The organism is Sphingomonas sp. (assembly GCF_031426035.1).
Lineage (GTDB): Bacteria > Pseudomonadota > Alphaproteobacteria > Sphingomonadales > Sphingomonadaceae > Sphingomicrobium.
Genome location: NZ_JANPKO010000150.1, coordinates 1 through 25,503 on the forward strand (window position 1 = coordinate 1; position 25,503 = coordinate 25,503).

The window sequence follows — 25,503 nt, forward strand, 5'->3', positions numbered from 1 at the left end:
CCGGTAGTCCCGGCCTTGATCTTGATGTCGGTCAGCTCGCGGAAGTCGGCGATCGAATCCATCGTCATGTAATGCCCGCCGCGCTTCATCGCATCGACCTGGTGCTTGACCAGCCCGAACCCCGCCGACGAGTCGGTGAACGCCGGGCAGAAGATCGGCACGTCATGCTCGTAGGCGAGCTTGACCAGCGAATTGTCCTTCTTGCCGTGCTCGACCAGCCACTTGCCCATCTCGCGGATGAAGGCGCGGCTACTGTACGGCCGCGGCTCGAGGCTGTCGGCGATCTTGCCGATGGTGAAATCGCAATCCTGCAATTTCTCCTCGTCGATGTAAGTGTCGTAGATGCGGTCGATGTACAGCGAGCGCAAAGTGTCATCGTCGGGGATTTCAAGCGCTTGATAGTGCTTGTGGCCAAGCGCTTCGAAGAAATCCATGTCGACGATGGTGGCACCCGTGGCGACGATCGCGTCGACCATGTTGGAGCGCACCAGCTCGGCGTACAAATCCATGCACCCGCCGGCCGAGGTCGATCCGGCGATCACCAGGATCACCGCGCAGCCGGGGTCCTCGAGCATCTGGTTGTAGAGGCCCGTGGCGCGCGCCAAATCGCGGCTGGTGAAGCTCATCTTGCCCATCGCCTCGACCAGCGGCCGCGCGTCGAAGCTGGTGATGTCGATATGCTCGACCTCGTGCGCCAGCAATTCGGCTTTGCGCGTGTCGTTGATGGCGCCCTCGGCCTGGGTCTTGTTGAGCGTCTCGGTGGTCATTCAAATGCTCCAAAATCCCCCTCCCGCCGTGCGGGAGGGGCTAGGGGAGGGACTGTCTAGTTTTACGTTGGGGAGGAACAGGCCCTCCCCCTAACCCCTCCCGCGAGCGGGAGGGGAGTTGCTATAGCGTGACGACGTTGGAACGCCTCGGCGCCTCGGCGGCTCCATACAGGCTCGCCATCGGCTCGTCGCCGACGATTTCGGCGCTCTCGACGCCAAACCCGTTGAACCCGGTGCGCATCGCGCAGCCGTAGGCGCCCAGCATGCCGATCTCGAGATAGTCGCCGGCGCCGACATCGCCGGGGAGCTCGAACGGCCCCGCCATATGGTCGAGGTCGTCGCAGGTCGGCCCGTAGAAGCTGAACGCCATCGGCCGCACGTCGCTGTCGGTGTCACGCAGCAAGCGCACCGGGTAGCGCCAGCCGATATGAGCGGCATCGAACAGCGCACCGTACGCGCCGTCGTTGATGTACAATTCGTCGCCGCGGCGCTTTTCAACGCGCACCACCAGCGACGCATATTCGGCGCACAGCGCGCGCCCCGGCTCGCACCACAATTCGGCCGAGTAGCTGATCGGCAGCGCCTCGAACGCGGCGTGGATGACGCTGAAGTAATTCTCCAGCGGGGGCGGCTCCATTCCCGGGTACCACGACGGGAAACCACCGCCGACATCGACGATGTCGACCGTCACCGCGGCCTCGACGATGGCGTCGCGCACGCGCCCCATCGCTTCCGAGTAAGCCGCCGGGGTCATCGCCTGGCTGCCGACGTGGAAACAGATGCCGAGCGCATCGGCGGCCTGGCGCGCGGCGAACAGCAACGGCTTCAATTCGCCCGCCTCGGCGCCGAACTTCGACGCCAGGCTCAACTTGGCATGGTCCGAGCTGACCCGCAGGCGCACCAGCAGGTTGAGGTCGCTCGCCGCAACCCCGTCGGTCGCGGTCGCGCGCATGATCTTTTCGAGCTCTTCCAGCGTGTCGAGGCTGAACGTGCGCACATTGTGCGCGAAGTACGCCTCGGCGATCGCTTCCTCGGCCTTGACCGGGTGCATGAAGCACAAGGTGGCCTCGGGCAGCGTCTCCGCCACCAGCCGCACTTCGCCGATCGACGCCACGTCGTAATGCGTGACGCCGCTCTCCCACAGGATGCGCAGCAGGTCGGGCGAGGGGTTGGCCTTGACCGCGTACAGCGAGCGCCCGGGGAATTTCTCCACGAAGAAGCGCGCCGCGCGCCGGGCGGCGTGCGGACGCAGCAAGGTCACCGGCTGGACCGGGGACGCTTGGGCGATATCGGCACCATTGCGGGTGCCGGTCGGGGCGGTCGCTAGCCCCAGCGCGCGAGGATTGATGTGCAACTCAAGGGACCTCCAACTGTCGGTGCGAAAAGAAGCTGCCTTGCGGTTGGAAGTCCCATGGGGCAGCGGAAGCGCGATATATGGACGAGGGGGGGTTAAGTAAAGGTTTTTTGGACCCCCGCCGCCGGAGCGCGCGCCAGCTACCTCCGCTGCGCAACGGTTCGGCGTATTTTCCAGTGCTTTCAGGGAGTTGTGCAAGGTGGTGACGGTCAGCCGGGATGATGTAATCGCCGCCGCCGGGCGGATCGCGGGGGCGGTCGAGCGAACGCCCTTGCTGGCCTCCGAAGTGCGCGGGCAACAGCTGTGGCTGAAATGCGAGTGCGTCCAGACCGGCGGCGCGTTCAAGCTGCGCGGCGCCACCAACCGCCTGCTATTGCTGTCGCCCGAGGAGCGCACGCGCGGCGTGATCGCCTTCTCCTCGGGCAACCATGCCCAGGGCGTCGCTATCGCCGCGCACCGCCTCGGCATTCCGGCGGTGATCGTGATGCCCGCCGACGCCCCCGCAATCAAAGTCGCCGGGACCCGCGCTCATGGCGCCGAAATCATCTTCTACGACCGCCGCCGCGAGAGCCGCGAAGCGATCGCCGCCAAGCTCGCCGACGAACGCGGCGGCACCGTCGTGCCAAGCTTCGACGACCCCGCGATCGTCGCCGGCCAAGGCAGCGTCGGCCTAGAAATCCTCGAACAACTGGGTGAACCGCCGCGCCGCATCGCCATCTCCACCGGAGGCGGCGGGCTCGCCGCGGGGATCGCTTTGGCCTGCCCCGATGCGGCAATAACCTGCGTCGAGCCAGAAGGATGGGACGACATGGCCCGTTCGCTCACAGGCGGAGAAATCGTCCCGGTCGCCGCAGACGCCCCGCCGACGCTATGCGACGCCCTCCAGACCCCGCGCGTCTCCCCGATCACCTTTTCGATCCTCCACGCCCGCAACGCCACTGCGCTCGCGGTCACCGACGCCGAGGTCGAGGACGCGGTGCGTTTCGCCTGGGCCAATCACGACCTGACCGTCGAGCCGGGCGGCGCGGTTGCGCTGGCCGCGCTGCTATCGGGCAAGCTCGCGCCCGAGCCGGGCACGGTGGCGATTCTGTCGGGCGGTAATATCGACCCCGCGCTCCACGCGCGGATTATTGGAAAGGCCGCTTAAGCGACCGCGGTGCGGTACTCGCCGGGCTCGACATGAACCGGGCTCGACCGCTCGACCGCGAGCGTCAACTCCTCGAGCTGCGCGGCGAGGATTTGCAATTCGGCGGCGAGCGCCTTGGGGTCGCTCTCGGCGAGGCCGGCCGAGGCGTCGAGCAAGGTGCCGAGCATCATCGCGATGCACGGCAAAATCGTCCCCTCGATGCGCTCGAACGCCTCCTCGAGGCGCGCCTGTTGCTCTTCGACTCCCATACGCGCCATTGTGGCGCGAACAGGGTTAAGTGTTGGTGAAGGGAGGCTGTTGTTGTGACCACGCTGGTGTCGGGCGCGATGGCGCTGGCGATGATCGCCGCGTTCCTGCTCGGCTTCGCCGGCTTCCGCCTGATCCGCGGCAAGGCCGACCGCACCCGCGGCATGCTGATGGTCGCCGCCGCGCTGGTGCTGATCGCCAACGTCATGGTGTGGACGCTGTAGTGCGCTGAGCACCGTGCTCGCCATGCCCCCGGCATGGCTGCGCGCGCTACTTCTTCAAATCCTTCGCCAGCCGCATGTCGAGATAATCGTCGACGCTCTTCATCAGCAAATCGAGCTCGTTGGCGAAGAAGTGGTTGGCGCCGGGGATGGTGTCGTGGTGGATGGTGATGTGGCGCTGGGTGCGGAGCTTGTCGACGAGCTTCTGGATCGCCGGCGGGGTCACCACCTCGTCCGCCTCGCCTTGGATGATGATCCCCGACGACGGGCACGGCGCGAGGAACGAAAAATCGTACATGTTGGCGGGCGGGGCGATCGAGATGAAGCCCTTGATCTCGGGCCGCCGCATCAGCAACTGCATCCCGATCCACGCGCCGAAGCTGACCCCGGCGATCCACGTGGTCTCGGCCTCGGGGTGGATCTGCTGGACCCAGTCGAGCGCCGAGGCGGCGTCGGACAGTTCGCCGATCCCGTTGTCGAACGTCGACTGGCTCTTGCCCACCCCGCGGAAGTTGAAGCGCATCGTCGCGAACCCGCGGCGGACGAAGGTCTGGTAGAGCAATTGCACGATCTTGTTGTTCATCGTGCCCCCCGCCTGGGGGTGCGAGTGGAGGATCATCGCGACCGGCGCGCGCGGCCGCGGCCCGGGATGGAAACGGCCTTCGAGGCGGCCTTCGGGGCCGGGAAAAATCACTTCGGGCATAAGGCTTTGGTGCTCGCGTAAACTGGGGGCCGGACGGGGCGGGTGCGCCGCGGCGGCGGCTCCTATATAGGGTCGGCGGTTAAACAGGCAATCGGCAGAAATTCGCGCAAAAATGACCGACCGGCTCTATCTCGACCACGCCGCCACCACCCCGGTGCTGCCCGCGGCGCGGGCGGCGATGGCTGAGGCGCTCGAGCGCTGGGCCAACCCCAGCTCGCCCCACGCCGACGGCCGCGCTGCGCGCGCCGAACTCGAGCGGGTGCGCGACCGCGTCAAGCAGGCGCTCGACTGGCGTCATGACGTCATTTTCACCTCGGGGGCGAGCGAGGCGATCGCCATCGCCGCCGCCCGCGCCACCGTCGCCAGCCGAGCGCGCGGCCCGACCGAGCATGACGCGGTGGTCGCGGCGATGGGCCCGACCGCGGTCCAGCTGTTGGTGGGGTCCGATGGCGTGATCGACCCTGTGGTGCTCGATTGCGAGTTGGCCGAGGGGCCGACGCTAGTCGCCATCCAGCACGTCAACAACGAGACGGGGGTGATCCAGCCGCTCGGCGCCATCGCGGCGCGGGTGCGCGCGGCGGGATCGCTGCTGCTCGCCGATTGCGCGCAGGGGGCAGGCAAGATCGCGCTGCCCGACGCCGACTTCATCGCCATCTCGGGCCACAAGTTCGGCGGCCCGCCGGGGATCGGCGCGCTACTGGTGCGCGATATCGCCACGCTGGCCCCGAGCGGCGGGCAGGAAAAGGGCTATCGCCGCGGCACCGAAAACCTCCCCGCCGCCGCTGCAATGGCCGCTGCGCTCGAAACGCGCGCGTTCGCCGACGAGATGCCGCGGCTGGCCAGGCTGCGCGAGCGGCTCGAGCAGGCCATCGTCGCCGACGGCGGAACGGTGATCGCCCCCGGCGCCGAGCGCATCGCCACCATCGGCGCCTTTGCATTGCCCGGCGTGACCAGCGCCAGCCAATTGGTCGCGCTCGACCTCGCCGGGATCGCGGTGTCGGCGGGCAGCGCCTGCTCGTCGGGCAGCATGAAGACCAGCCGCGTCCTCACCGCGATGGGGGTGCTCGAGGAGGTTGCCGGGTGCACCATCCGAGTCAGCTTCGGCCCCGACACCAGCGAGGCCGACCTCGACCGCTTCATCGCCGAGTGGCGCCGCATCGCCGACCGCGCCCGGACCCGCGTGGCATGATCTACCTCGATTACCAGGCCACCACCCCGCTCGCGCCCGAAGTCGCCGAGGCGATGGAGCCGTGGGCGCAGGAAAAATTCGCCAACCCGCATGCGCCGTCACGCTGGGGCCGCGAGGCCGCGGCGGCAATTGAGGTGGCGCGAGAGCAGGTCCAAGACGCGATCTACCCCAACTCCGTTCGTGTCGAGCGAAGTCGAGACACCTCGAGCCCCGCCGAGAGGTCCCTCGACGACGCTCGGGATGAACGGATCAATGGCAGCCTCGCCTTCACCGGCAGCGCGACCGAGGCGCTCAACTGGGCGCTCAAGGGCACGCTCGAGCAGGCCCCGCGCGGCCGCACCCGCATCGTCACCATCGCCACCGAGCATGCCGCGGTGCTCGACAGTTGCGACTGGCTTGAGGGGCGCGGGGTCGAGGTCACCCGCCTCGGCGTCGGCGACGACGGCCTGATCGACCCCGAGGCGCTCGCCGCCGCGCTCGATGAGCGCGTCGCGCTGGTCGCGGCAATGCTGGTCAACAATGAAATCGGCGTGATCCAGCCGATCGCCGCCATCGCCGACGCCGCCCGCAAGGTCGGCGCGCTGATGCTGTGCGACGCGGTGCAAGGCCTCGGCCGGGTGCCGATCCCCGCCGGTCCCGACCTGATCGCGGTCTCCGCGCACAAGCTCCACGGCCCCAAGGGCATCGGCGCGCTGTGGATGCGGGAGGGGGCCGAACCTGCCACGCTGATCCACGGCGGCGGGCAGGAGCGGGGGCTGCGATCGGGGACGCTGTCGCCGGCGCTGTGCGTCGGCTTCGGTGCCGCGACGAAACTCGCCCAGGAGCGCCGCGAGCAGGACCAGGATTTCCTCGACTGCCTGTGGCGCACCGCGCTCGCCGCGCTCGGCCCGAGCTGGACCATCAACGGCAGCGAAGTGCGGCGCTGTCGCGGCAATCTCAACATCCGCCGCCCCGGGCTCGACGCGGCGCGGCTGATCTCGGACCTGCGCGAGATCGCTTTCTCGCTGGGCTCGGCGTGCGCCAGCGGCTCGGGCCGCCCCAGCCACGTGCTGCGCGCGCTCGGCCTGACCCCGCAGCAAACGCGCGCCTCGATCCGCCTCGGGTTCGGCCGCTACACCACCACCCGCGAACTCGAATCGGCGTGCCGCCGGATCACCGAGGCCGCCGACGCCCAGCGCGGCCTCGCCGCATGACGCTGGTGCGCTTCCACAAGGCCGACGGCACCCTCGACCGCGAGGTCGTCGCCGAACCCGGGCAGCGCCTGCTCGACGTCGCCTGGGCCAATGGCCAGCCGCTCGAGGGCGCGTGCGAGGGAGTGATGGCGTGCTCGACCTGCCACGTCATCGTCGACGCGGCGGATTTCGACCGCCTGCCGCCCGCCGGCGAGGAGGAAGAAGACCTGCTCGACATCGCCGCCGCGGTCACCCGCACCTCGCGCCTGGCGTGCCAGATTCTGATGAGCGAGACCCTCGAAACCCTCAGCGTCCGAATCCCCACCGCCGCTCGCAACTGGTCGCGTAGCTGAGGGTGTGCCCCTGCGAAGGCTGGGACCCAGTCTGGATCCCTCCCTTCGCAGGGATACAATCTTGCCAGCGCGACGCTCCTCCACCATATGCCCGCTCGGGAGTCGGGCGGACGGTGCTGTCGCCAACCTGGTCAGATCCGGAAGGAAGCAGCCACAACGATTTCGCCCCGGGTCGTTCCGGCTCCCACCTTTCTCGCGCTCGCAATGCCGCGCTGCACCCCCTAAACCAGCCCCGATGAGCGACGACGAATCACCCGGCCTCGGCCTCGACCTGCCCGAGGCCGCGCCACCGCCCAAGGCCGACCCCGCTTACCGCGTGCTCGCCCGCAAATACCGCCCGCAAAGCTTCTCCGAGCTGATCGGCCAGGACGCGATGGTCACCACGCTCGGCCACGCCATCGCCCGCGGCCGCATTGCCCATGCCTTCCTCCTCACCGGGGTGCGCGGGGTCGGCAAGACGTCCACGGCCAGGTTGGTCGCCAAGGCGCTCAACTGCGTCGGCCCCGACGGCACCGGCGGCCCGACCATCGACCCGTGCGGAGTGTGCGAGCATTGCGTCGCGATCGCCGAGGGCCGCCATATCGACGTGATCGAGATGGACGCCGCGTCGCACACCGGGGTCGACGACGTGCGCGAGATCATCGACGCGGTGCGCTACGCTTCGGTTTCGGCGCGCTACAAGATCTACATCATCGACGAAGTCCACATGCTGTCGAAGAACGCATTCAATGCGTTATTGAAGACACTTGAGGAACCGCCTGAGCATGTGAAGTTCCTCTTCGCGACCACCGAAGTGGCCAAGGTGCCGGTCACCGTGCTGTCGCGCTGCCAGCGTTTCGACCTCCGCCGCATCCCCGCCGCCACGCTCGCCGCGCACTTCGCCGCGGTGTCCGAGGCCGAGGGGGTTTCCGTGGAATCCGAGGCACTTGGCATGATCGCCAAGGCGGCCGAGGGCTCTGCCCGCGACGGTCTCTCGATCCTCGACCAGGCGATCGCACATGGTGCTGGCAGTGTCACCGCCGACCAGGTCCGCGACATGCTCGGCCTCGCCGACCGCGGCCGCATCCGCCGCCTGCTCGAGCTTGTGCTGGCCGGCGACGCCACCTCCGCGCTGGCCGAGATGGATGAAGCGCATGCACTGGGCATCGACCCTTCGGCCTTGCTGCGCGGGCTGATGGAGGAATTGCACGGCGCCACCCGGGTCAAGGCCGGCGCCAGCGGCGATGCGCTGATTTCGGCCGAGCAGCGCGCCGGGGCGCAGGCGCTCGCCGAGCAATTGTCGTGGTCGCACATCCACCGCCTGTGGCAGCTGCTGCTCAAAGCGCTGACCGATGTCGCGATCGCCCCCGACCCGCAGGAAGCCGCGACGATGGGCCTGCTGCGGTTGATCCACGCCGCCGATTTGCCCGACCCGGCGAGCCTGCTCGCGCGGATCGCCGGAGGCGGGGAGGCGGCGTCCTCCGCGAAAGGCGCCCCCGCGCCCGCCAAACCCTCAGCCCCAACCGCCCAGCTCCCCGCCAGTTTTGCGGAATTGGTCAAGCAGATTGGCGCCAATGGCAAACATCTGCTCGCGCAGCAGCTCCACGACCAGGTCGGCGTGGTGCGCTTTGCCCCGCCCGAGCTTGCGCTGCGCCCGCTGCGCCCGCTCGGCCCCGACTGGCCGCGCGACCTCGCCGCGGCGCTCAAGGGCATGACCGCGACCAGCTGGCAGGTCAGCCTGTCGGACGAGCCCGGCGAGCCCTCGCTGCTCCAGCAAGAGGCGATGGCCGAGGAACAAGTGCGCGCCGAAGTGCTTTCCGATCCCAACGTCCGCTCGCTGCTCGACGCGTTCCCCGATGCCAGCCTCGAGACATTTTCCACGAAAGGCGCCTGACATGCCCAGCCTCGAAGAAATCATGCAGATGGCCCAGAACGTCCAGGCCGAGATGCAGAAAGCGCAGGACAGCCTCGACAAGATCGAGGTCGAGGGCGCGGCCGGCGGCGGGCTGGTCAAGGTCCGCGCCACCGCCAAGGGCCGCGTCATCGGGGTCACCATCGACGATAGCCTGCTGAGCCCTTCGGAAAAGACCATGGTCGAGGATTTGATCACCGCGGCGATCAACGACGCCCGCACCAAGGCCGACGCCGCCGCCGCGCCGGCAATGGAAAAGATGACCAGCGGCATCCCGTTGCCGCCCGGCTTCAAGCTGCCGTTTTAAAATCCTCCCTCGATTCAGCGGGGGAGGTGGCAGCGCAGCTGACGAAGGGGGACTTGTATCCCCGTTCATTCGTGGCACACTCCGCGCCTGGGGATGAAGGAGGGTCGCTTGGCGCTGGGCGCGATGCAGAACTGGCCGCTGCGCGTGATGCGCATCCTCGACCATGCCGAGCGCCAGTTCCCGACCCGCGAAATCGTCTCCGCCTGGGCCGACGGCAGCATCACCCGCACCGACTGGCGCAGCGTCATCGCGCAATCGCGCAAGCTCGCGCAAAAGCTCGTCCGCATCGGGATCAACCGCGGCGACCGCGTCGCCACGCTGGCGATGAACCACGCCCGCCACCTGGTCGCCTGGTACGGCGCGGTCGGCATGGGCGGGGTCGTGCACACCCTCAACCCGCGGCTGTTCGACGACCAGCTCGCCTATATCGCCAACCACGCCGAGGACCGCGTTCTCCTTTACGACCGCGCCTTCAAGCCGCTGGTCGAGCGCCTCCAGCCGCAGCTTTCCACCATCGAGCATTTCATCTGCATGGAAGACGAGCTCGACTCCTGGATCGCCGGCGAGGACGGCGATTTCGCCTGGGTCGAGGGCGACGAAACCGAGCCGTGCGGCCTGTGCTACACCTCGGGCACCACCGGTAATCCCAAGGGCGTGCTGTACACCCACCGCTCGACCACGCTCCACGCGATGGCCGAGGTCGCCCCCGATTTGTTCGGCCTGTCGACGCGCTCGGTGGTGCTGCCGATCGTCCCGATGTTCCATGCCAACGCGTGGGGGGTGCCGTGGGCGGCGCCGCTGTCGGGGTGCAAATTGGTGCTCTCGGCCGACTACCGCCCGGCGCAATTATGCGATCTTTACCGCGACGAAGGCGTCACCCATTCGGCCGGCGTCCCGACCGTCTGGCTCGGCATGATCGAGCATGTCGAGCGCACGGGCGCCGAGCTCGGCAGCTTGCAGCATGTCACCATCGGCGGCTCAGCCGCGCCGCGCTCGATGATCGACTGGTTCCAGCGCCGCGGGGTGATGGTCGGCCACGCGTGGGGCATGACCGAAACCTCGCCGATCGGCACCTGCGGCGCGCCCTCGGCCGACTGGGACGACAAGAGCGCGGCCGAGCAGGTCGACTACATCGCGCGCCAGGGCCGCGGCGTGTTCGGGGTCGAGCTGCGCATCGTCGACGATGATGGAAAAGAATTGCCGCGCGACGGGGTCGCGTCGGGCCGCCTTCAGGCCCGCGGGCCGTGGGTGGTCAAGCGCTACTTCAAGGAACCCGCCGATGCGCTCGACGCCGAAGGATGGTTCGACACCGGCGACGTCGCCATCCTCCACCCCGACGGGACAATGCAGATCACCGACCGCTCGAAAGACGTAATCAAGTCGGGCGGGGAGTGGATCAGCTCGATCGAACTCGAGAATGTCGCGGTCGGTTGTGCCGGGGTCGCCGAGGCCGCGGCGATCGGCATTGCCCACCCCAAGTGGGACGAGCGGCCGCTGCTGCTGGTCGTCCGCGCCGCCGACAGCGAGGTCGGCGAGGACGCCATCCGCGACCATCTCGCCCGCCACATCCCGCGCTGGTGGCAGCCCGACGCGATCGAGTTCGTCGCCGATCTCCCCCACACCGCCACCGGCAAGCTGTCGAAGAAAACCTTGCGCGAAACCTACCGCGACTACCGCTTCGCCAACGCCGAAGCCATGGTCGGGCGGGACTGAAGGGTTTCAAACAAAGGGCACGAAGGCACGAACCAGCACCAGGCAACAAATTTGGGGCGAAGCCCCTTTCGCGCCTTCGTGTCTTCGTGTGAAAGCACTCACTTCCTGCTCACCTGCCGCAAGCGGCTGGAAAAGCCCCGCCGCTTCCCCTAAACGCGCCGCCAACTCCCGCACGCACTTACCCAAAAGGATCCGCGACCCGATGGCCGCTCAATACAGCTTTGTGATGAAGGGCCTGACCAAGACCTTCCCCGGCGCCCCCAAGCCCGTCCTCAACAACCTCTCGCTGCAATTCTACCCCGACGCCAAGATCGGCATCGTCGGCCCCAACGGCTCGGGCAAGTCGACCCTGATGAAGATCATGGCCGGTCGCGACACCGAGTTCAGCGGCGAGGCGTGGGCCGGCGACGGCATCACCGTCGGCTATCTCGAGCAGGAACCCCAGCTCGACCCGACCAAGACCGTGATGGAGAATGTCCGCGAGGGCGTGAAGCCCGTCGCCGACATGATGGACCGCTTCAACGCGATCTCGGCGCTGATGGGCGATCCCCCCGAGGACGCCGATTTCGACGCGCTGATGGCCGAGATGGGCGAGCTCCAGGAAAAGATCGACGCGGTCGACGGCTGGACCCTCGACAACCAGCTGGAGATCGCGATGGACGCGCTGCGCTGCCCGCCCGGCGACGCAGCCATCGACAATCTCTCGGGCGGCGAAAAGCGCCGCGTCGCGCTGACCAAATTGCTCTTGCAAAAACCCGGCATCCTGCTGCTCGACGAGCCGACCAACCACCTCGACGCCGAAAGCGTCCAGTGGCTCGAAAAGCATCTTGTCGACTATCCCGGCAACGTCATCCTCGTCACCCACGACCGATATTTCCTCGACAATGTCGTCAACTGGATCCTCGAATTGGATCGCGGCAAATACTTCGTCTACGAAGGCAATTACTCGACCTACCTCGACAAGAAGGCCAAGCGCCTCGAGCAGGAAGGCCGCGAGGACGAGGGCCGCCAGAAGGCGATTTCGCAAGAGCTCGAGTGGATCCGCCAGTCGCCCAAGGCGCGCCAAACCAAGTCCAAGGCGCGCATCAAGGCGTTCGACCAATTGGTCGAGGCGGCCGAGAAGCACACTTTGGGCAAGGCGCAAATCGTCATCCAAACCCCGACGCGGCTCGGCGGCAACGTGATCGAGGCCAAGGGGCTGACCAAGGCCTATGGCGACAAATTGCTGTTCGAGGACCTCTCGTTCAACTTGCCGCCGGGCGGGATCGTCGGGGTGATCGGCCCCAACGGCGCGGGCAAGACCACTTTGTTCAAGCTGATCATCGGCAGCGAGCAGCCCGACGGCGGCAGCGTCGCGGTCGGCGACACCGTGCGCTTGGGCTTCGTCGACCAGAGCCGCGACGCGCTCAACCCCAAGCATAATGTGTGGGAGGAGATCTCCGGCGGGCACGAGCTGATGACCGTCGGCAAGCAGGAAATGCAGACCCGCGCTTATGTCGGCGCGTTCAACTTCAAGGGCACCGACCAGCAGAAGAAGGTCGGCCAGCTATCGGGTGGCGAGCGCAATCGCGTCCACTTGGCGAAAATGCTCAAGGAAGGCGGCAACGTGTTGCTGCTCGACGAGCCCACCAACGACCTCGACGTCGAGACCTTGCGCGCGCTCGAGGAAGCGCTGGAGAATTTCGCCGGCTGCGCGGTGATCATCAGCCACGACCGCTTCTTCCTCGACCGCCTCGCCACCCACATCCTCGCCTTCGAAGGCGACAGCCACGTCGAATGGTTCGAAGGCAATTTCGAAGCGTATGAGGAAGACAAGCGCCGCCGCATGGGGCCTGAGGCGGACCGGCCGCACCGCATGACGTACAAAAAGCTGACGCGATAGTTGACGCCGCTCGGTCCACGCCGCGGTCAGCCGACCTTCACTCGTCCCTTCATCACGTCCCCGCTCCACCGATGGAGGTCGAATAGGGCGTAGGTCTGAGCCTGCGCGTTGCCGGCATAGTCGGTGGCGAAACCCTTGAGCGCCTCGGCCTGCATCGAGGCGAGATTGTCCGAAAAGCCATTTTCGCAATCGGGATTGTAGAGCACCATGCCGAAGCCGCTTTTCTCGAGCGTTGCGCGGAGCGGGGCATCGGGCGCCATCGCGCTCAGTTTAGCGACCGAAGCCGGGCTCTTGAGCAACTGGAGGACATTGCCCCGCATGTTCGCCTCAATACCCGCGCTCCTCAGCATGTCTCCCACGCGGGGGATTTGCCAGTGGCTCGGGGCAAAGATGTAAGCCGTGCCGAAGTCGAGATCGAGGCCGAGCGCATCCGACAAACTAGCCAGCGCAGAATCGATATTCCGGTTCAACTCGCCGTCCGGTCCCGAATGCGAGGGACGAGGATCGGCGGCGAAGCGCGGGGCGGCGGATTGAACGACCTTCCGGCCAAACATGGCTTTGCCTCTCCTTGATCGGATTGGCTGTCGTCTGCCAGTTCCGCCTTAAAGAATGGCAAACGGTCATCGCGCAAGGTCGGGATAAAGCGCGAAACCACGTTCCGTCCGCAGGGGTCAGGCCGCTGCCACAGCCAACACCGGCGGCGCACAAGCCACAGGAAGCTGACGCAGTAAGTCCCTTTACCCGACGGCCAATCGTCGCGACTATGCCGGCGTTTGGAGGGGGAGTTTCACCGATGGGCGATCGTATGGCTGCGCTGGTCGCCGCGGCCGTTTTGCTTCCCCCGACCGTGTTCCTGATCTGGCTGTTGATCCGCAACCTGATCGCCCGCCTGCGCGACCTCCGCGACGCAATCGACCAGACACGGCGGCGCAACGGTGAAGATCGCTGACATCCTGAAAGCGTTGACAATGCTGGCGCCTCCCGTCGCAGGAGGACAAATTCTCGGTAGTTCAATTCAATGATCACCGTGACCGCACCGGTCTGGCTGTGGAGCGGAGGGCAGGGGAGTTGGCACTTCCTCACCATCCCGCCCGCGCAGGCGCTCGAGATCAAGCTCGAGGCGACCGCCGCCGGCCCGCGCCGCGGGTTCGGCTCGGTGCGGGTCGCCGCGACGATCAACGCGGTCCGGTGGACAACCTCGGTGTTCCCGCAGCAATCGGGCGGCTACATCCTGCCGATCAAGGCCGACGTCCGCCGCCGCGCGGGGATCGCCGCCGGCGACGAGGTCACGGTGACACTGGACCTGGTGTAGCGCGCAGCGCTAGCGCAGCGCTTTGAGCGTCTCGGCGCTCTGCTCGTAGCCCTTGGCCATCGCGCTCAAGATCTCCGACGCCTCGCGGTCGTTGGTGGCCTGCGCCAGGCGGCGGCAGCGGCTGGCCTGGTCGGCGAGCGCGCCGCATTGCTCAGCGGTGACGTCGATCAGCATGTTGACCGCGCCGGTGAACCGGCCGGCCACGTCGAACAACGGGGTGGGGTGGGGGCGGAAGGCGACGCGGCCGCCGTCGGGGCGCTCGGCGATCGCGATCTCGTTGCGGATCGGCGCGCGGCGGCGGATCGCCTCGGCCATCGGGCACGCCTCGTGGGGGAGGAACTCGCCGCTCATCGTGTACAGCCGCCAGGTCACGCACCAGCGGTCGTGGCCGAGCTGCGGCTCGCGCCCGGCGAATTTGACGCAGGCCTGGTTCCAATAGGTCACCGCGCCTGTCACGTCGGTCATGTACACCGGGATCGGCAGCGCATCGAGCACCGCATGGCAATCGCCGCGCTCGGCGGCTTCGAGCGCTACGCTGACATAATGATCGGCCTCGTCGGGGGCGAGCATCGGGTCATTCTGGTCGGAATCCCGCATCGAGCAGTTGAACCCGTGGCCGGCGCGCAGGTTCCTGCGGTCAACCACATCGTTCCCGACTGTGTCGGCTAGACCACAGTCAGCCGGTCTCGTCGCTCATCAAATCGTCGCGCGGCGGGTCGTCGCGGCGGCCCACCGCGCGGTTGCGACCGAGCGCGGCGTCGACGCTCCACGGCCCCGGACCGGCTGCGGCGATCAGCAGGAACACGAAGCAATAGAGGATCGCCGCGTCGCCGCCATTGGCCAGCGGGAAGGTCGATTGCGGGGCGTGGAACATCCAGTAGGCGACCGCCATCTCGCCCGACAATATGAACGCTACCGGGCGCGACAGCAGTCCGGCGAGCAGCAGCAGCCCGCCGACCAATTCGAGCAACCCGCCGACCCAGATGAACGAGCCCACCGGGGGCATCGGCATCTCGGTCGCCGGGAAGCCCAACAGCTTGGCGCTGCCGTGGAGCAGGAAAATCAGCGCGGCGACAATCCGCAGCAGGCTCAGCGCTTGCGGGGCAAAGCGCCCGCCGAAAGTGCCGCCGCCGCCGGTCACAGCGCGACTTCCGCGCGATGCTCGTCCTGGTGCTCCTTGCCGGGGTCGATGTTGAACAGCATCTTGAGCGCGGCGGCCTTCAAGGTGGCGCCGGTCGCCGCCTCCCACACGTCGGCCTTGTCGGCGTCGAAGCGGATCAGCGCCAGGTCCGGATCGTCCTTGCCGTCCTTGTACCAGCTGGCGATGATCGGGTTCCACAGCCGCTCGATTACCGCGCGGTCCTGGTCGAGCACGAGCTTGCCGTGGATCGAGGCGAACAGTTTATGGTCCTTGGCGGCGAACGTCGCGATCGCCTTGTTCGATTTGGCCAGGCCCTTGACCAGATCCTCGGAATGCGCGGCGAAAAAGTAGATCTTGCCGGGCTGGTCGTCGTCGGCATCCTTGGGGCGGTCGACCTGGGCGGTCATCGGGCGGGTGAAATCGTCGTCGACACCGTGCAGGCCGAGCATCACGAAGCGGCTGTCTTCGAGCTCCTCCCACAATTTCTTCTCGAGGCGCTGCTGGGTTTCGCGGTCGCTGGTCATCTGTCGCTCTCCTGAAGGCAATGCGGCGGCCTCCGCGGCTGGCCTTGGAACGGACATGCGCGATGCCGGTTCCCGCCGCGTCAGCGCAGCCGCTTGACCCTGAGCCGCCCGTCCGGTCCCTCCTGGACCTCGAAATTCGGCACCGCCTTGATCAGGTCGGACAGCCGGGTGAAACCGTAATTGCGCGCGGCGAAGCTCGACACCGCGTTGGCGCGCTGGCCGAGCTCGGACAGCGCGGCATAGCCGTCCTCGTCGCGCTTGGACGCCTTGTACGCCGAGCCGAGCACCTGCAGCAGCTCGGCATCGACCGGGCGCCGGCCGGCGCCGGCCTCGGGCTGCTCGAGCGCCTCCGAGCCGTCGAGGTCGAGCGCGGCGACATCGTAGAAGCGCGAGCAGGCCTGCTGGAAGCTGATCGGGGTCTTGGCGGTGCCGAAGCCGTAGACCGGCAGCCCGTCCTGCTTGATGCGCATCGCGAGCGGCAGGAAGTCGCTGTCGCTCGACATGATCCCGAACCCGTCGACGCGCCCGCCAAACAGCAAATCCATAGCCTCGATCACCATTCGCATGTCGGTCGCGCTCTTGCCCTTGACCACGTCGAACTGCTGGACCGGCAGGATCGAGTGCATCCCGGTCAGGTTTCCCCACCCCTTGAGGCTGGCCTTGGCCCAATTGCCGTAGGCGCGGCGGATATTGATCGTGCCCAATTCGCCGAGCACCAGCAGCACCTCGTCGAGATGCTCGGGCGAGGCGTTGTCGGCGTCGATCAGCAGGGCAATATTGGCTTCGGCAGTCGGCGGGCGGTCGTTCATGGCGCGAATCGTTTCATATCGCCGTCTTAACCGATCGATGCGGGAACGAAACGCCCCCTCAAGCACTGAAACCCGAACAGGGAACGAAGTCGCAGGAGTAATCACATGAAACGTTTCGCAATCGCCGCCGCGCTGGCTGGCAGCATCGCCGTCACCGGCTGCGCCACCAACCCGTACGGCTATAACGACGGCTACAACAACAACCGCCAGGTCAACCGCACCGTCGGCGGCGCCGCGGTCGGCGCGGCTGCCGGCGCTGCGCTCGGCGCAGTGGTCGGCGGGGTCAGCCCGGTCCAGGGCGCGATCGCCGGCGGCATCGCCGGTGCCGTCCTCGGCAACGTCATCAAGGGCCGCCAATATTACCGCGATACCCGCGGCTATTGCTATTACGTCGACCAGTACGGCCGGCCGATCTATGATTATAATACCCGCTGCTAGTTCTTTGAACTGACAGCAAAATTGCTAGGCGGGGCGGAAGCTATCTTCCGCCTCGTCGAGCAAATACAGGCGCCCTTCCTCGATCGAGAAGTGGGCGCCGTGCAAGGCCAGGCGCCCGTCGCCCTCACGCTGCGCGATCCACGGGAATGTCCGCAAATTGGCCAGCGACACCCGCACGCCCTCCAATTCCATCGCCAGATACGCCTCACGGTCGAGCTCGGGATGCGCCTCGCGCACCTTGTCCCGCGCCGTGCGCAATTGATCGACCCAGCCGGCGATGAAATGCCCGGCGCCATGCGCGGCCTGGTCGAATTGGCCGGTCAGCGCCGCCGCGCAGCCGCCGCAAAAGCCGTGGCCGAGCACGACGATCTCCTCCACCTCCAACTGCGTCACCGCGAACTCGAGCGCCGCCGACACCCCGTGAAGGCCCGGCGCGGTCTCGAACGGCGGGGCGAGGTTGGCAACATTGCGCACGACGAAAATCTCGCCCGGCCGAACGTCGAAAATCTGCGCCGGCTCGACCCGGCTGTCGGAGCAGGCGATCACCATCACCTTGGGGCTTTGGCCCTCGGCCAGCTCGGCCCAGCGGGCGCGCTCGCGCTGCCAGCCATCGGTGCGGAAGCGGCGGTAGCCGTCGACGAGGTCGGTGAAGCGGGTCATCGCGCCCGTCGCTAGCCAGCGCGGGGAGGGGTGGCAAGCGGGAGGAGGGGGTGGCAAGCGGGGCCGCCAATCGCTATCTGGCGGGCATGAACGCGCCCACCGCCGTCCCGCACCCGCCGCGCCAGCGCAAGCCCGACTGGATCCGGGTCAAGGCGCCGACCAGCGCCGGCTTCGCCGAGACCCGCGCCTTGATGCGCTCGCTCGGCCTCAACACGGTGTGCGAGGAGGCGGCCTGCCCCAACATCGGCGAGTGCTGGACCAAGAAGCACGCGACGGTGATGATCCTCGGCGACACCTGCACGCGCGCCTGCGCCTTCTGCAACGTCAAGACCGGCATGCCGCGCGCGGTCGACCTGCTCGAACCCGAGCATGTCGCGACCGCCGCCGCCGAGCTCGGCCTCGAGCATATCGTCGTCACCTCGGTCGATCGCGACGACTTGCCCGACGGCGGCGCGAGCCAGTTCGTAAAGGTCATCGAGGCGCTCAGGCGCACCACCCCCAACACCACGATCGAAATCCTCACCCCCGACTTTCGCAACAAGAGCGAAGCGGCGGTCACCGCGATCATCGAGGCCGGGCCCGACGTCTACAATCACAACCTCGAGACGGTGCCGCGGCTGTACCCCACCATCCGCCCCGGCGCGCGCTACTATGCCTCGTTGAGATTGCTCGAGAGCGTCAAGCGCCAGGCCCCGCATATCTTTACCAAATCCGGCGTGATGGTCGGGCTTGGCGAGCAGCGGCTCGAGGTCCACCAGGTGATGGACGACATGCGCTCGGCGGGGATCGATTTCCTCACCATGGGGCAATATCTCCAGCCAACCCCGCGCCACGCGACGGTCGAGGAGTTCGTCACCCCGCAGGCGTTCGATGCCTATGCCGCGATTGCGCGCGCGAAAGGTTTCCTGCTCGTCGCCGCCTCTCCGCTGACTCGCTCGAGCTACCATGCCGGCGACGATTTCCGGAAGATGCAGGCGGCGCGCGCGGCGCAGCTGGGTAAATCCTCCCCGGCTTTGGCCGGGGAGGGGGACCATGCGTAGCATGGTGGAGGGGTTCTTTGGCCGCTCCCGAGGACCCCTCCACCATCCAATCTTAGTTGGATGGTCCCCCTCCCCGAGAACTCTCGGGGAGGAATAATGCCCCGCCACAGCGAAACCCGGCACCTTCCATATTCGCCGGAACAACTGTTCGACATGGTCGCCGATGTCGGGCGCTACGACGAATTCCTGCCGTGGGTGGTCGCGGTGCGGGTGCGCTCGTCGAGCGAAGCCGAGACGGTCGCCGACCTGGTGGTCGGCTTCAACGCGTTCAAGGAGCGCTTCACCAGCCGCGTCACCAAGCAGCGCCCCGAGCGGATTTGCGTCGACTACATCGAGGGCCCGCTCAAATATCTCAAGAACGAGTGGCGCTTCGAGCCCGCGCCGGGCGGCGGCACCAAGGTCCATTTCGCGGTCGATTTCGCGTTCCGCTCGCGATTGTTCGAGACGCTCGCCGGGCAGATGTTCGACCGCGCGCTCAGGCGCATGACCGGCGCGTTCGAGGCGCGCGCCGCCGAGCTTTACGGCATCAGCAGCTCGAGCGCGCAAAGCGCCGCCTGAAGCCGCACCCCGCCGCGGCCCTCGTCGGCGAAATGCTTTTGGTCGGCGACGATGGTGTCGGGGTCGGCGTCGCGCTCGGCGCGCGCGAACACCACCGTCCCGACCGGCTTGGATTCGGTGCCGCCGCCGGGCCCGGCGATCCCGGTGATCGCCACCGCGACATCGGCCTTGGATGACGTCAGCGCGCCCTGCGCCATCGCCCACGCGGTGGCGATGCTGACCGCGCCGAACGTTTCGACCACGTCCTGGCTGACGTGGAGGTCGTCGATCTTGGCGGCGTTGGAATAAGTCACGTAGCCGGCCTCGAAGATGTCCGACGAGCCGGGGATTTCAGTCAGCGCGGCGCACACCAGGCCGCCGGTGCAGCTTTCGGCGACCGCGACATGGCGCCCGGCCTTGCGGTTGGCCTCGACCACCTCGCGCGCCTTATCGACGAGGATTTGCGGCAGCAGCGTGTCGGTCATTGATTGAGCTCCATGCGGATGCTGGCCACCGCCTGCGCCGCGATTCCTTCGCGGCGGCCGGTAAAGCCGAGCCCCTCGGTGGTGGTGGCCTTGATGCTGACCTGCGCGACGCCGACGCCGAGGATGCCCGCGACCCGCGCTCGCATCGCCTCGCGGTGGGGGCCGACCTTGGGCGCCTCGCAGATGATCGTGCAGTCGACATGGTCGATTAGCCCGCCGCCGTCGCGGATCAGTTGCGCGGCATGGGCAAGGAAGACCTCGGACGCGGCGCCCTTCCACTGCGGGTCGGACGGCGGGAAATGCGCGCCGATATCACCGAGGCCTGCGGCGCCGAGCAAGGCGTCGGTGATCGCGTGCAGCGCGACGTCGGCGTCGCTGTGCCCGGCCAGCCCGCGCTCATGCGGCACCGCGATCCCGCCGAGCATCACTGGCCCGTCGCCGGCAAAGCCGTGGACGTCGAAGCCCATGCCGGTGCGGCCGACCAGGCGGGCGGCGAGCAGCGCCTCGGCCCGCGCCCAGTCGGCGGGCCCGGTCAATTTGTCGAGCATGGCATCGCCTTCGACCGTCGCGACCTTCAAGCCGGCCGCCAGCATCAGCGACGATTCGTCGGTCGGCGCGGCGCCCTTGGCTTCGTCGAAGGCATAAAGAAGATCCTCGGCATGGAACGCCTGCGGGGTCTGCACGCGGAGCATCCGCGCGCGGTCGACCGGGTCGCGCAGCACGCTGTCGCCCTTGGCCAAAGTGTCGGAGACCGACAGCACCGGCACCGCGCCGTCATGCCCGTCGAGCGCGCCGAGCAGCCGGTCGACCACCGCCGGCGGGCAGAACGGCCGCGCCGCGTCGTGGACCAGCACCACGCCGCCGCCGATCGCCTCCAGGCCATTGCGGACGCTGTCGTGGCGCTCCCGCCCGCCGCGGATCAGCGCGCCGACATCGCGCCCCCCGAGCGCGCTGGTAGCCAGCTCGTCCTGCCCGTCGCCGACCACCACCCGCACCGCGTCTATCCGCGGATGCCCGAGCAGCGCGTCGACCGCATGCGCCAGCACCGGCTTGCTCCCAAGCGCGCGAAACTGCTTGGGCATCTCGCCGCCAAGGCGCGAGCCGCTGCCGGCGGCGACGATGAGGGCGGTCACTTTGTCGTCCACTGTAATCCGTTCGCCCTGAGCTAGTCGAAGGGCTGTCCTTACGCCTGCACTCGGGAAAAGAGAAAGCAGTCCTTCGACCGGCTCAGGACGAACGGTTGTTTGGGTGCCTATATTTCTGTAAAGGCGCGCCTTCCCATGACCATGCTGAAGCCCATCGACGTCGGACCCGTCCGCATCGCCTCGCCGGTCATCCTGGCGCCGATGACCGGCGTCACCGACATGCCGTTCCGCCGTACCGTCAAGCGCTTCGGCACCGGCCTCACGGTGAGCGAGATGATCGCCAGCCAGGCGATGGTGCGCGAAACCCGCCAGTCGCTCCAGAAAGCACTGTGGGACCCGTCGGAGGAGCCGGTGTCGTTGCAGCTCGCCGGGTGCGAGCCGGCGGTGATCGCCGAGGCGGCCAAGCTCAATGAGCAGCGCGGCGCCGCGATCATCGACATCAACATGGGCTGCCCGGTCAAGAAGGTCGTCAACGGCGACGCCGGTTCGGCCTTGATGCGCGACTTGCCGCTGGCCGCCGCGATCCTCGCCGCGACGGTCAAGGCGGTGGCGCTGCCGGTGACGCTCAAGATGCGCATGGGGTGGGACCATGCCAGCCTCAACGCGCCCGAACTCGCGCGCATCGCCGAGGACCTTGGGGTCAAGATGATCACCGTCCACGGCCGCACCCGCTGCCAGCTGTACAAGGGCGACGCCGACTGGGCGTTCGTGCGCCGGGTCAAGGACGCCACAACCCTGCCGGTGATCGTCAACGGCGACATCTGCTCGATCGACGATGCCAACAGCGCCCTTGCCCAGTCGGGCGCCGACGGCGTGATGATCGGCCGCGGCGCCTACGGCCGCCCGTGGCTGCTCGGCCAGGTCATGGCCGCACTCGGCGAGGGCGGCACAAAACCAGACCCCACCCTCGACGAGCAGCTCGCGACCATGCTCGGCCAGTATGACGAGATGCTCAGCCTGTACGGCACCCACACCGGGGTCAATCTCGCGCGCAAGCACATCGGCTGGTACACCAAGGGCCTGCCCGGCTCAGCCGAGCTCAGGAACAGCGTCAACCAGCAGGACGACCCGGCGGTGGTCATCGCCATGCTGCGCGAGTTCTACGCGCCGTGGCTCGCGCGCGACGCCGCCTGAGCTTTTCCCGACCGTAAAATTCTCTGCGCGCGAAGCGCACAGGTGTGTTTTTTAGGCAACGCCACCGTGCTAGGGGCGGGGCAATGAACGCGCCCGCCGCCGAATCGAAGCTGCGCTCCAAGCTTCACAGCAAATGGTTGGCGCGCGAGCGGGAGAGCGGGCGCTTTTACCGTTATGCGGCGATCGGCGCGGGCGCCGCGCTGCTCGTCACTGCGACATTGAGCGCGCTGGCGCTGAGCCGCGGCGCCGCCCCCGGCACCTTGCTGTCGCCGCCGCTGATCGCCTTGCTGCTGGTCGCCAACCTCATCCCGGCGATTGTCCTCATGGTGCTTTACTCGCGCCGCGTGGCGATGGCGCGGGCGGAGCAGGGGGGTCTCGGCTCGGGCCGCCTCCACACCCGCTTGGTCGCTTTGTTCTCGGTGATCGCCGCGGTTCCGACCGTGCTGGTGGCGATCTTCGCCTCGCTTTTGTTCCAGAGCGGCCTCGAATTCTGGTTCTCCGACCGCGCCCGCGGGATGCTCGAGAACACCGTCCAGGTCGCCCGCGCGACCTACGACGCCGAAGTCGAGCGCGTCGCCAACGAGACGGTCACCATGAGCGGCGACGTCGCCGGCTATCTGAAGATCGTGTCGATCGATGATCCGCGCTTCCTCGAGGGGTTCGGGCGCCAGGTGCTCAACCGCAACCTGTCCGAGGCGGTGATCGTCAACGTCGGCCCCGACCGCGTCGTCCGCTCGATCGCGTTGGTCAATCCGTACGACCGCCCGCTCGACAAGATCATCACCCCCGACAAGATCGCCGCGGTGGCGCGCGCGACCAGCGTCCCGGTCAATTCGTCGGACCGCATCGGCGCCTTGACCCGGCTCGACTACGGCCCCGGCACCTACCTCTACGCCGCCCGCGTGTTCGACCCCCAATTCCGCCAGCAAATCGACCGCGCCAATGCGGTGATGAGCGATTACCAGGCGCTGCTGACCCGCTCGCGCGTCAACCAGATCCGCTTCAACGCCGCGTTGCTGCTCGGCGCCTTGATCATCGTCGGCCTTGCCATCTTCGCCGCGCTCGCACTCGCCGACCGCCTGGTTCGACCGGTCGGGCAATTGGTCGCCGCCGCGGGGCGCATCGAGGAAGGCGATTTCTCGGCGCGCGTGCCGGTCTCCAACAATGAGGACGAAATCCAGACCCTCGCCTCGGCGTTCAACCGCATGACCGGGCGGCTCGAAGAGCAGACCGGCGCGCTCAAATCGGCCAACACCCAGCTCGACACCCGTCGTGCGTTCATCGAGGCGGTACTGTCGAGCGTCACCGCCGGGGTCGTCGCGCTCGACGCGCAAAATCGCATCCTGCTCATCAACCGCTCGGCCGAGGCACTGCTCCAGCAGGGCGAGGGGAGCATCGAGGGAACGCCGCTGGCCGAACTGTCGCCCGACCTCGACGACTTCCTCCACGGCGACCAGCGCGAGGCCAACGTGTTGGTCCGCGCCGGCTCGGGCCAGCGCATGCTCGCGGTCAAGCGCGTCCGCTACCAGGAAGGCGCGGTGCTCACCTTCGACGACATCACCGAGCAATTGTCCGACCAGCGCCGCGCTGCCTGGTCCGACATCGCGCGCCGTATCGCGCACGAGATCCGCAACCCCTTGACCCCGATCCAGCTCGCCGCCGAACGCCTCCAGCGCCGCTTCGGGAGCGAGATCGGCTCCGACCCCGAGACCTTCGAGCGGCTCACCGGCACCATCGTCCGCCAGGTCGGCGACCTGCGCCGGATGGTCGACGAATTCTCCAACTTCGCGCGCATGCCAAAACCGGTGTTCCGCCCCGAGAATGTCCACGAGATCGCCCGCCAGGCGTTGTTCCTGCACGAGGTCGCGCACCCCGCGCTGACCTTCGCCATCGCCCCGCCTAGCGGCGATTTCGAAATGGTGTGCGACCGCCGCCAACTCGGCCAGGCGCTCAGCAACATCGTCAAGAACGCGGTCGAAGCGATTGAAACCCGGGCCAGCCGCGGCGAGCACAGCCTCAGCGGCGACCGCGTCGAACTCAAGCTGCGCCGCGACGGCGGGCAATTGGTGATCGACGTGCTCGACACCGGCATCGGCCTGCCCGAGGAGCGCGAGCGGCTGACCGAGCCGTACATGACGACCCGCGTGCGCGGCACCGGGCTCGGGCTCGCCATCGTCAAGAAGATCGTCGAGGAGCATTTGGGCGAGATCGCCTTCCTCGACCGCCCCGGCGGCGGCACCCACGTCCGCATCGCGTTCGACGCCGACCGCCTGGCCGAGATGGACATCGCGCCGGCCGACGGCGGCGACACGGGCGAAGCGCCCGACGACGAGGGCACCGAGGCATGAACCTGAGGGAGCGGCACTGATGGCGCTGGAAGTCCTGGTAGTCGACGACGAAGCCGACATTCGCGAGCTGGTCAGCGGCGTGCTCGAGGATGAGGGCTATGCGGTGCGCACCGCGGGCGACAGCACCGCGGCGCTCGACGCGATCGAGGAACGCCGCCCGAGCCTCGTCCTGCTCGACGTGTGGCTCCAGGGCTCGCGTCTCGACGGGCTGCAATTGCTGCAGGAGATCAAGGCGCGCGACCCGAGCCTGCCGGTGCTGATGATCTCGGGCCACGGCAACCTCGACACCGCGGTCGCCGCGATCCGCGAGGGCGCGGTCGATTTCATCGAGAAGCCGTTCGAGGCCGAGCGCCTGATCCATCTGGTGTCGCGCGCGACCGATACCGAGCGGCTCAAGCGCGAGAACGCCGAGCTCCGCCACCAGGTCGGCCAGGACGAGCAGTTGAACGGCAATTCGGTCGCCATCAACACCGTCCGTGCGACCTTGAAGCGCGTCGCGCCGACCGGCAGCCGGGTGCTGATCACCGGCCCCGCCGGGGTCGGCAAGGAAATCGCCGCGCGCATGATCCATTTGTGGAGCCCGCGCGCCAAGGCGCCGTTCGTGGTCGTCTCGTCGGCGATGATGGAGCCCGAGCGGGTCGAGGAGGAATTGTTCGGCAGCGAGGCCGACGGGGTAGCGCGGCCGGGCCTGCTCGTGCAGGCCCCCGGCGGGACCCAGTTCCTCGACGAGATCGCCGACATGCCGATGACCACCCAGGGCAAGATCCTGCGTGTGCTGACCGACCAGAGCTACCACCGTGTCGGCGGCCAGCGCCCGATCAAGGTCGACGTCCGTGTGCTGTCGGCGACCTCGCGCAACCTGTCGGAGGAGATCGCCGCCGGGCGCTTCCGCGAGGACCTCTATTACCGCCTCAACGTGGTGCCGGTGCGCCTGCCGCCGCTGCGCGACCGCCGCGAGGACATCCCCGAGCTCGCCAACCACTTC

29 protein-coding genes and 1 other RNA gene are annotated in these 25,503 nt (G+C 67.7%); 18 read left to right on the plus strand and 12 right to left on the minus strand.

Annotated features, from left to right (window positions below; genetic code table 11):
* Together RMP08_RS11160 and RMP08_RS11165 are read right to left on the minus strand one after the other, a co-directional pair.
* On the minus strand, window positions 1–767 hold a 767-nt coding region (locus RMP08_RS11160), incomplete at its 3' end, for a deoxyhypusine synthase family protein (protein ID WP_310469076.1).
* 121 nt (window positions 768–888) lie between these two features.
* Window positions 889–2,121 (minus strand): type III PLP-dependent enzyme, encoded by a 1,233-nt coding sequence (locus tag RMP08_RS11165; RefSeq protein ID WP_310469077.1) that lies wholly within the window; start codon window positions 2,119–2,121, stop codon window positions 889–891.
* Window positions 2,122–2,323: 202 nt separating this feature from the next.
* Here RMP08_RS11165 and RMP08_RS11170 point away from each other — a divergent pair, with 202 nt between their 5' ends.
* Window positions 2,324–3,268 (plus strand): threonine/serine dehydratase, encoded by a 945-nt coding sequence (locus RMP08_RS11170; protein WP_310469078.1) that lies wholly within the window; start codon window positions 2,324–2,326, stop codon window positions 3,266–3,268.
* Here RMP08_RS11170 and RMP08_RS11175 read toward each other — a convergent pair.
* Entirely contained in the window at window positions 3,265–3,525 is a 261-nt protein-coding gene (locus RMP08_RS11175; protein ID WP_310469079.1) for a hypothetical protein, read from the minus strand. The two genes, RMP08_RS11170 and RMP08_RS11175, sit on opposite strands and share 4 nt — an antisense overlap.
* A gap of 45 nt (window positions 3,526–3,570) precedes the next feature.
* Between RMP08_RS11175 and RMP08_RS11180 the strand changes: the two genes are divergently transcribed.
* A complete protein-coding gene (locus RMP08_RS11180) occupies window positions 3,571–3,738 on the plus strand; it encodes a hypothetical protein (protein ID WP_310469080.1) in 168 nt (55 codons plus the stop codon).
* Between the two features lie 46 nt (window positions 3,739–3,784).
* On the opposite strand, the gene RMP08_RS11185 is transcribed toward RMP08_RS11180, so the two are convergent.
* Window positions 3,785–4,438, minus strand: a complete 654-nt coding sequence (locus tag RMP08_RS11185) for an alpha/beta hydrolase (protein ID WP_310469081.1) — start codon at window positions 4,436–4,438, stop codon at window positions 3,785–3,787.
* A 112-nt stretch (window positions 4,439–4,550) separates the two neighbouring features.
* Between RMP08_RS11185 and RMP08_RS11190 the strand changes: the two genes are divergently transcribed.
* The 8 genes from RMP08_RS11190 (at window position 4,551) to ettA (ending at window position 12,945) form a co-directional block, all read left to right on the plus strand.
* The gene (locus tag RMP08_RS11190; RefSeq protein ID WP_310469082.1) at window positions 4,551–5,627 is read left to right on the plus strand and encodes an aminotransferase class V-fold PLP-dependent enzyme; all 1,077 of its coding nucleotides are present in this window, start codon (window positions 4,551–4,553) and stop codon (window positions 5,625–5,627) included.
* Window positions 5,624–6,820, plus strand: coding sequence for a cysteine desulfurase family protein (locus tag RMP08_RS11195; protein WP_310469083.1), 1,197 nt, complete (start codon window positions 5,624–5,626; stop codon window positions 6,818–6,820). The genes RMP08_RS11190 and RMP08_RS11195 overlap by 4 nt, the downstream gene beginning before the upstream one ends.
* Window positions 6,817–7,152, plus strand: coding sequence for a 2Fe-2S iron-sulfur cluster-binding protein (locus RMP08_RS11200; protein ID WP_310469084.1), 336 nt, complete (start codon window positions 6,817–6,819; stop codon window positions 7,150–7,152). The genes RMP08_RS11195 and RMP08_RS11200 overlap by 4 nt, the downstream gene beginning before the upstream one ends.
* A 94-nt stretch (window positions 7,153–7,246) precedes the next feature.
* Window positions 7,247–7,344, plus strand: an RNA gene (gene ffs / locus RMP08_RS11205) — signal recognition particle sRNA small type.
* Between the two features lie 43 nt (window positions 7,345–7,387).
* Window positions 7,388–9,025 (plus strand): DNA polymerase III subunit gamma/tau, encoded by a 1,638-nt coding sequence (locus RMP08_RS11210; protein ID WP_310469085.1) that lies wholly within the window; start codon window positions 7,388–7,390, stop codon window positions 9,023–9,025.
* Between the two features lies 1 nt (window position 9,026).
* Window positions 9,027–9,350 (plus strand): YbaB/EbfC family nucleoid-associated protein, encoded by a 324-nt coding sequence (locus tag RMP08_RS11215; protein ID WP_310469086.1) that lies wholly within the window; start codon window positions 9,027–9,029, stop codon window positions 9,348–9,350.
* A 123-nt stretch (window positions 9,351–9,473) separates the two neighbouring features.
* A complete protein-coding gene (locus RMP08_RS11220; protein ID WP_310469104.1) occupies window positions 9,474–11,063 on the plus strand; it encodes a long-chain fatty acid--CoA ligase in 1,590 nt (529 codons plus the stop codon).
* A gap of 202 nt (window positions 11,064–11,265) precedes the next feature.
* Window positions 11,266–12,945, plus strand: a complete 1,680-nt coding sequence (gene ettA, locus RMP08_RS11225) for an energy-dependent translational throttle protein EttA (protein ID WP_310469087.1) — start codon at window positions 11,266–11,268, stop codon at window positions 12,943–12,945.
* A gap of 26 nt (window positions 12,946–12,971) precedes the next feature.
* Here ettA and RMP08_RS11230 read toward each other — a convergent pair whose 3' ends face one another.
* Window positions 12,972–13,499, minus strand: coding sequence for a hypothetical protein (locus tag RMP08_RS11230; RefSeq protein ID WP_310469088.1), 528 nt, complete (start codon window positions 13,497–13,499; stop codon window positions 12,972–12,974).
* 239 nt (window positions 13,500–13,738) lie between these two features.
* Between RMP08_RS11230 and RMP08_RS11235 the strand changes: the two genes are divergently transcribed.
* Window positions 13,739–13,894, plus strand: coding sequence for a hypothetical protein (locus RMP08_RS11235; protein WP_310469089.1), 156 nt, complete (start codon window positions 13,739–13,741; stop codon window positions 13,892–13,894).
* Between the two features lie 69 nt (window positions 13,895–13,963).
* Window positions 13,964–14,257 (plus strand): DUF1905 domain-containing protein, encoded by a 294-nt coding sequence (locus RMP08_RS11240; protein WP_310469090.1) that lies wholly within the window; start codon window positions 13,964–13,966, stop codon window positions 14,255–14,257.
* A 9-nt stretch (window positions 14,258–14,266) separates the two neighbouring features.
* On the opposite strand, the gene RMP08_RS11245 is transcribed toward RMP08_RS11240, so the two are convergent.
* The 4 genes from RMP08_RS11245 to RMP08_RS11260 all read right to left on the minus strand — a co-directional run bounded on the left by RMP08_RS11245 (window position 14,267) and on the right by RMP08_RS11260 (window position 16,731).
* Complete coding sequence (locus tag RMP08_RS11245) at window positions 14,267–14,902, minus strand: PAS domain-containing protein (protein WP_310469091.1); 636 nt, start codon at window positions 14,900–14,902, stop codon at window positions 14,267–14,269.
* Between the two features lie 31 nt (window positions 14,903–14,933).
* Complete coding sequence (locus tag RMP08_RS11250) at window positions 14,934–15,398, minus strand: DoxX family protein (RefSeq protein ID WP_310469092.1); 465 nt, start codon at window positions 15,396–15,398, stop codon at window positions 14,934–14,936.
* Window positions 15,395–15,922, minus strand: a complete 528-nt coding sequence (locus RMP08_RS11255) for a pyridoxamine 5'-phosphate oxidase family protein (protein ID WP_310469093.1) — start codon at window positions 15,920–15,922, stop codon at window positions 15,395–15,397. The genes RMP08_RS11250 and RMP08_RS11255 overlap by 4 nt, the downstream gene beginning before the upstream one ends.
* 80 nt (window positions 15,923–16,002) lie before the next feature.
* Window positions 16,003–16,731, minus strand: coding sequence for an NYN domain-containing protein (locus RMP08_RS11260; protein WP_310469094.1), 729 nt, complete (start codon window positions 16,729–16,731; stop codon window positions 16,003–16,005).
* Window positions 16,732–16,836: 105 nt separating this feature from the next.
* Here RMP08_RS11260 and RMP08_RS11265 point away from each other — a divergent pair, with 105 nt between their 5' ends.
* Window positions 16,837–17,169, plus strand: coding sequence for a YMGG-like glycine zipper-containing protein (locus RMP08_RS11265; RefSeq protein WP_310469095.1), 333 nt, complete (start codon window positions 16,837–16,839; stop codon window positions 17,167–17,169).
* 24 nt (window positions 17,170–17,193) lie between these two features.
* On the opposite strand, the gene RMP08_RS11270 is transcribed toward RMP08_RS11265, so the two are convergent.
* Window positions 17,194–17,829 (minus strand): carbonic anhydrase, encoded by a 636-nt coding sequence (locus RMP08_RS11270; protein ID WP_310469096.1) that lies wholly within the window; start codon window positions 17,827–17,829, stop codon window positions 17,194–17,196.
* 86 nt (window positions 17,830–17,915) lie between these two features.
* Here RMP08_RS11270 and lipA point away from each other — a divergent pair, with 86 nt between their 5' ends.
* Both lipA and RMP08_RS11280 read left to right on the plus strand, forming a co-directional pair.
* A complete protein-coding gene (gene lipA / locus RMP08_RS11275) occupies window positions 17,916–18,869 on the plus strand; it encodes a lipoyl synthase (RefSeq protein ID WP_310469097.1) in 954 nt (317 codons plus the stop codon).
* A gap of 96 nt (window positions 18,870–18,965) precedes the next feature.
* Complete coding sequence (locus RMP08_RS11280; RefSeq protein WP_310469098.1) at window positions 18,966–19,427, plus strand: type II toxin-antitoxin system RatA family toxin; 462 nt, start codon at window positions 18,966–18,968, stop codon at window positions 19,425–19,427.
* On the opposite strand, the gene RMP08_RS11285 is transcribed toward RMP08_RS11280, so the two are convergent.
* Window positions 19,388–19,891 carry a CinA family protein gene (locus tag RMP08_RS11285; RefSeq protein WP_310469099.1) on the minus strand — a complete coding sequence of 168 codons (504 nt, stop codon included), beginning with the start codon at window positions 19,889–19,891 and terminating at the stop codon, window positions 19,388–19,390. The two genes, RMP08_RS11280 and RMP08_RS11285, sit on opposite strands and share 40 nt — an antisense overlap.
* Window positions 19,888–21,024 (minus strand): bifunctional 2-C-methyl-D-erythritol 4-phosphate cytidylyltransferase/2-C-methyl-D-erythritol 2,4-cyclodiphosphate synthase, encoded by a 1,137-nt coding sequence (locus RMP08_RS11290; protein ID WP_310469100.1) that lies wholly within the window; start codon window positions 21,022–21,024, stop codon window positions 19,888–19,890. The genes RMP08_RS11285 and RMP08_RS11290 overlap by 4 nt, the downstream gene beginning before the upstream one ends.
* Before the next feature lie 147 nt (window positions 21,025–21,171).
* On the opposite strand from RMP08_RS11290, the gene dusB reads away from it, so the two are divergent.
* From dusB to RMP08_RS11305, 3 genes are all read left to right on the plus strand, one after another.
* Window positions 21,172–22,170: a tRNA dihydrouridine synthase DusB gene (gene dusB, locus RMP08_RS11295; RefSeq protein WP_310469101.1), complete on the plus strand. Its 999-nt coding sequence runs from the start codon at window positions 21,172–21,174 to the stop codon at window positions 22,168–22,170.
* A gap of 83 nt (window positions 22,171–22,253) precedes the next feature.
* Window positions 22,254–24,518 (plus strand): ATP-binding protein, encoded by a 2,265-nt coding sequence (locus RMP08_RS11300; protein WP_310469102.1) that lies wholly within the window; start codon window positions 22,254–22,256, stop codon window positions 24,516–24,518.
* A 19-nt stretch (window positions 24,519–24,537) separates the two neighbouring features.
* On the plus strand, window positions 24,538–25,503 hold a 966-nt coding region (locus RMP08_RS11305), incomplete at its 3' end, for a sigma-54 dependent transcriptional regulator (protein WP_310469103.1).

What these genes read in the sequence shown, in the direction of transcription:
- RMP08_RS11215 (WP_310469086.1), top strand. Translation starts at nt 9,027, where the DNA reads ATGCCCAGCCTCGAAGAAATCATGCAGATGGCCCAGAACGTCCAGGCC.
- RMP08_RS11265 (WP_310469095.1), top strand. Translation starts at nt 16,837, where the DNA reads ATGAAACGTTTCGCAATCGCCGCCGCGCTGGCTGGCAGCATCGCCGTC.
- RMP08_RS11235 (WP_310469089.1), top strand. Translation starts at nt 13,739, where the DNA reads ATGGGCGATCGTATGGCTGCGCTGGTCGCCGCGGCCGTTTTGCTTCCC.
- RMP08_RS11210 (WP_310469085.1), top strand. Translation starts at nt 7,388, where the DNA reads ATGAGCGACGACGAATCACCCGGCCTCGGCCTCGACCTGCCCGAGGCC.
- RMP08_RS11175 (WP_310469079.1), bottom strand. Translation starts at nt 3,525, where the DNA reads ATGGCGCGTATGGGAGTCGAAGAGCAACAGGCGCGCCTCGAGGAGGCG.
- RMP08_RS11195 (WP_310469083.1), top strand. Translation starts at nt 5,624, where the DNA reads ATGATCTACCTCGATTACCAGGCCACCACCCCGCTCGCGCCCGAAGTC.
- RMP08_RS11255 (WP_310469093.1), bottom strand. Translation starts at nt 15,922, where the DNA reads ATGACCAGCGACCGCGAAACCCAGCAGCGCCTCGAGAAGAAATTGTGG.
- RMP08_RS11240 (WP_310469090.1), top strand. Translation starts at nt 13,964, where the DNA reads ATGATCACCGTGACCGCACCGGTCTGGCTGTGGAGCGGAGGGCAGGGG.
- RMP08_RS11190 (WP_310469082.1), top strand. Translation starts at nt 4,551, where the DNA reads ATGACCGACCGGCTCTATCTCGACCACGCCGCCACCACCCCGGTGCTG.
- RMP08_RS11200 (WP_310469084.1), top strand. Translation starts at nt 6,817, where the DNA reads ATGACGCTGGTGCGCTTCCACAAGGCCGACGGCACCCTCGACCGCGAG.
- RMP08_RS11270 (WP_310469096.1), bottom strand. Translation starts at nt 17,829, where the DNA reads ATGACCCGCTTCACCGACCTCGTCGACGGCTACCGCCGCTTCCGCACC.
- RMP08_RS11230 (WP_310469088.1), bottom strand. Translation starts at nt 13,499, where the DNA reads ATGTTTGGCCGGAAGGTCGTTCAATCCGCCGCCCCGCGCTTCGCCGCC.
- RMP08_RS11220 (WP_310469104.1), top strand. Translation starts at nt 9,474, where the DNA reads ATGCAGAACTGGCCGCTGCGCGTGATGCGCATCCTCGACCATGCCGAG.
- RMP08_RS11185 (WP_310469081.1), bottom strand. Translation starts at nt 4,438, where the DNA reads ATGCCCGAAGTGATTTTTCCCGGCCCCGAAGGCCGCCTCGAAGGCCGT.
- ettA (WP_310469087.1), top strand. Translation starts at nt 11,266, where the DNA reads ATGGCCGCTCAATACAGCTTTGTGATGAAGGGCCTGACCAAGACCTTC.
- RMP08_RS11260 (WP_310469094.1), bottom strand. Translation starts at nt 16,731, where the DNA reads ATGAACGACCGCCCGCCGACTGCCGAAGCCAATATTGCCCTGCTGATC.
- RMP08_RS11300 (WP_310469102.1), top strand. Translation starts at nt 22,254, where the DNA reads ATGAACGCGCCCGCCGCCGAATCGAAGCTGCGCTCCAAGCTTCACAGC.
- RMP08_RS11280 (WP_310469098.1), top strand. Translation starts at nt 18,966, where the DNA reads ATGCCCCGCCACAGCGAAACCCGGCACCTTCCATATTCGCCGGAACAA.
- dusB (WP_310469101.1), top strand. Translation starts at nt 21,172, where the DNA reads ATGACCATGCTGAAGCCCATCGACGTCGGACCCGTCCGCATCGCCTCG.
- lipA (WP_310469097.1), top strand. Translation starts at nt 17,916, where the DNA reads ATGAACGCGCCCACCGCCGTCCCGCACCCGCCGCGCCAGCGCAAGCCC.
- RMP08_RS11285 (WP_310469099.1), bottom strand. Translation starts at nt 19,891, where the DNA reads ATGACCGACACGCTGCTGCCGCAAATCCTCGTCGATAAGGCGCGCGAG.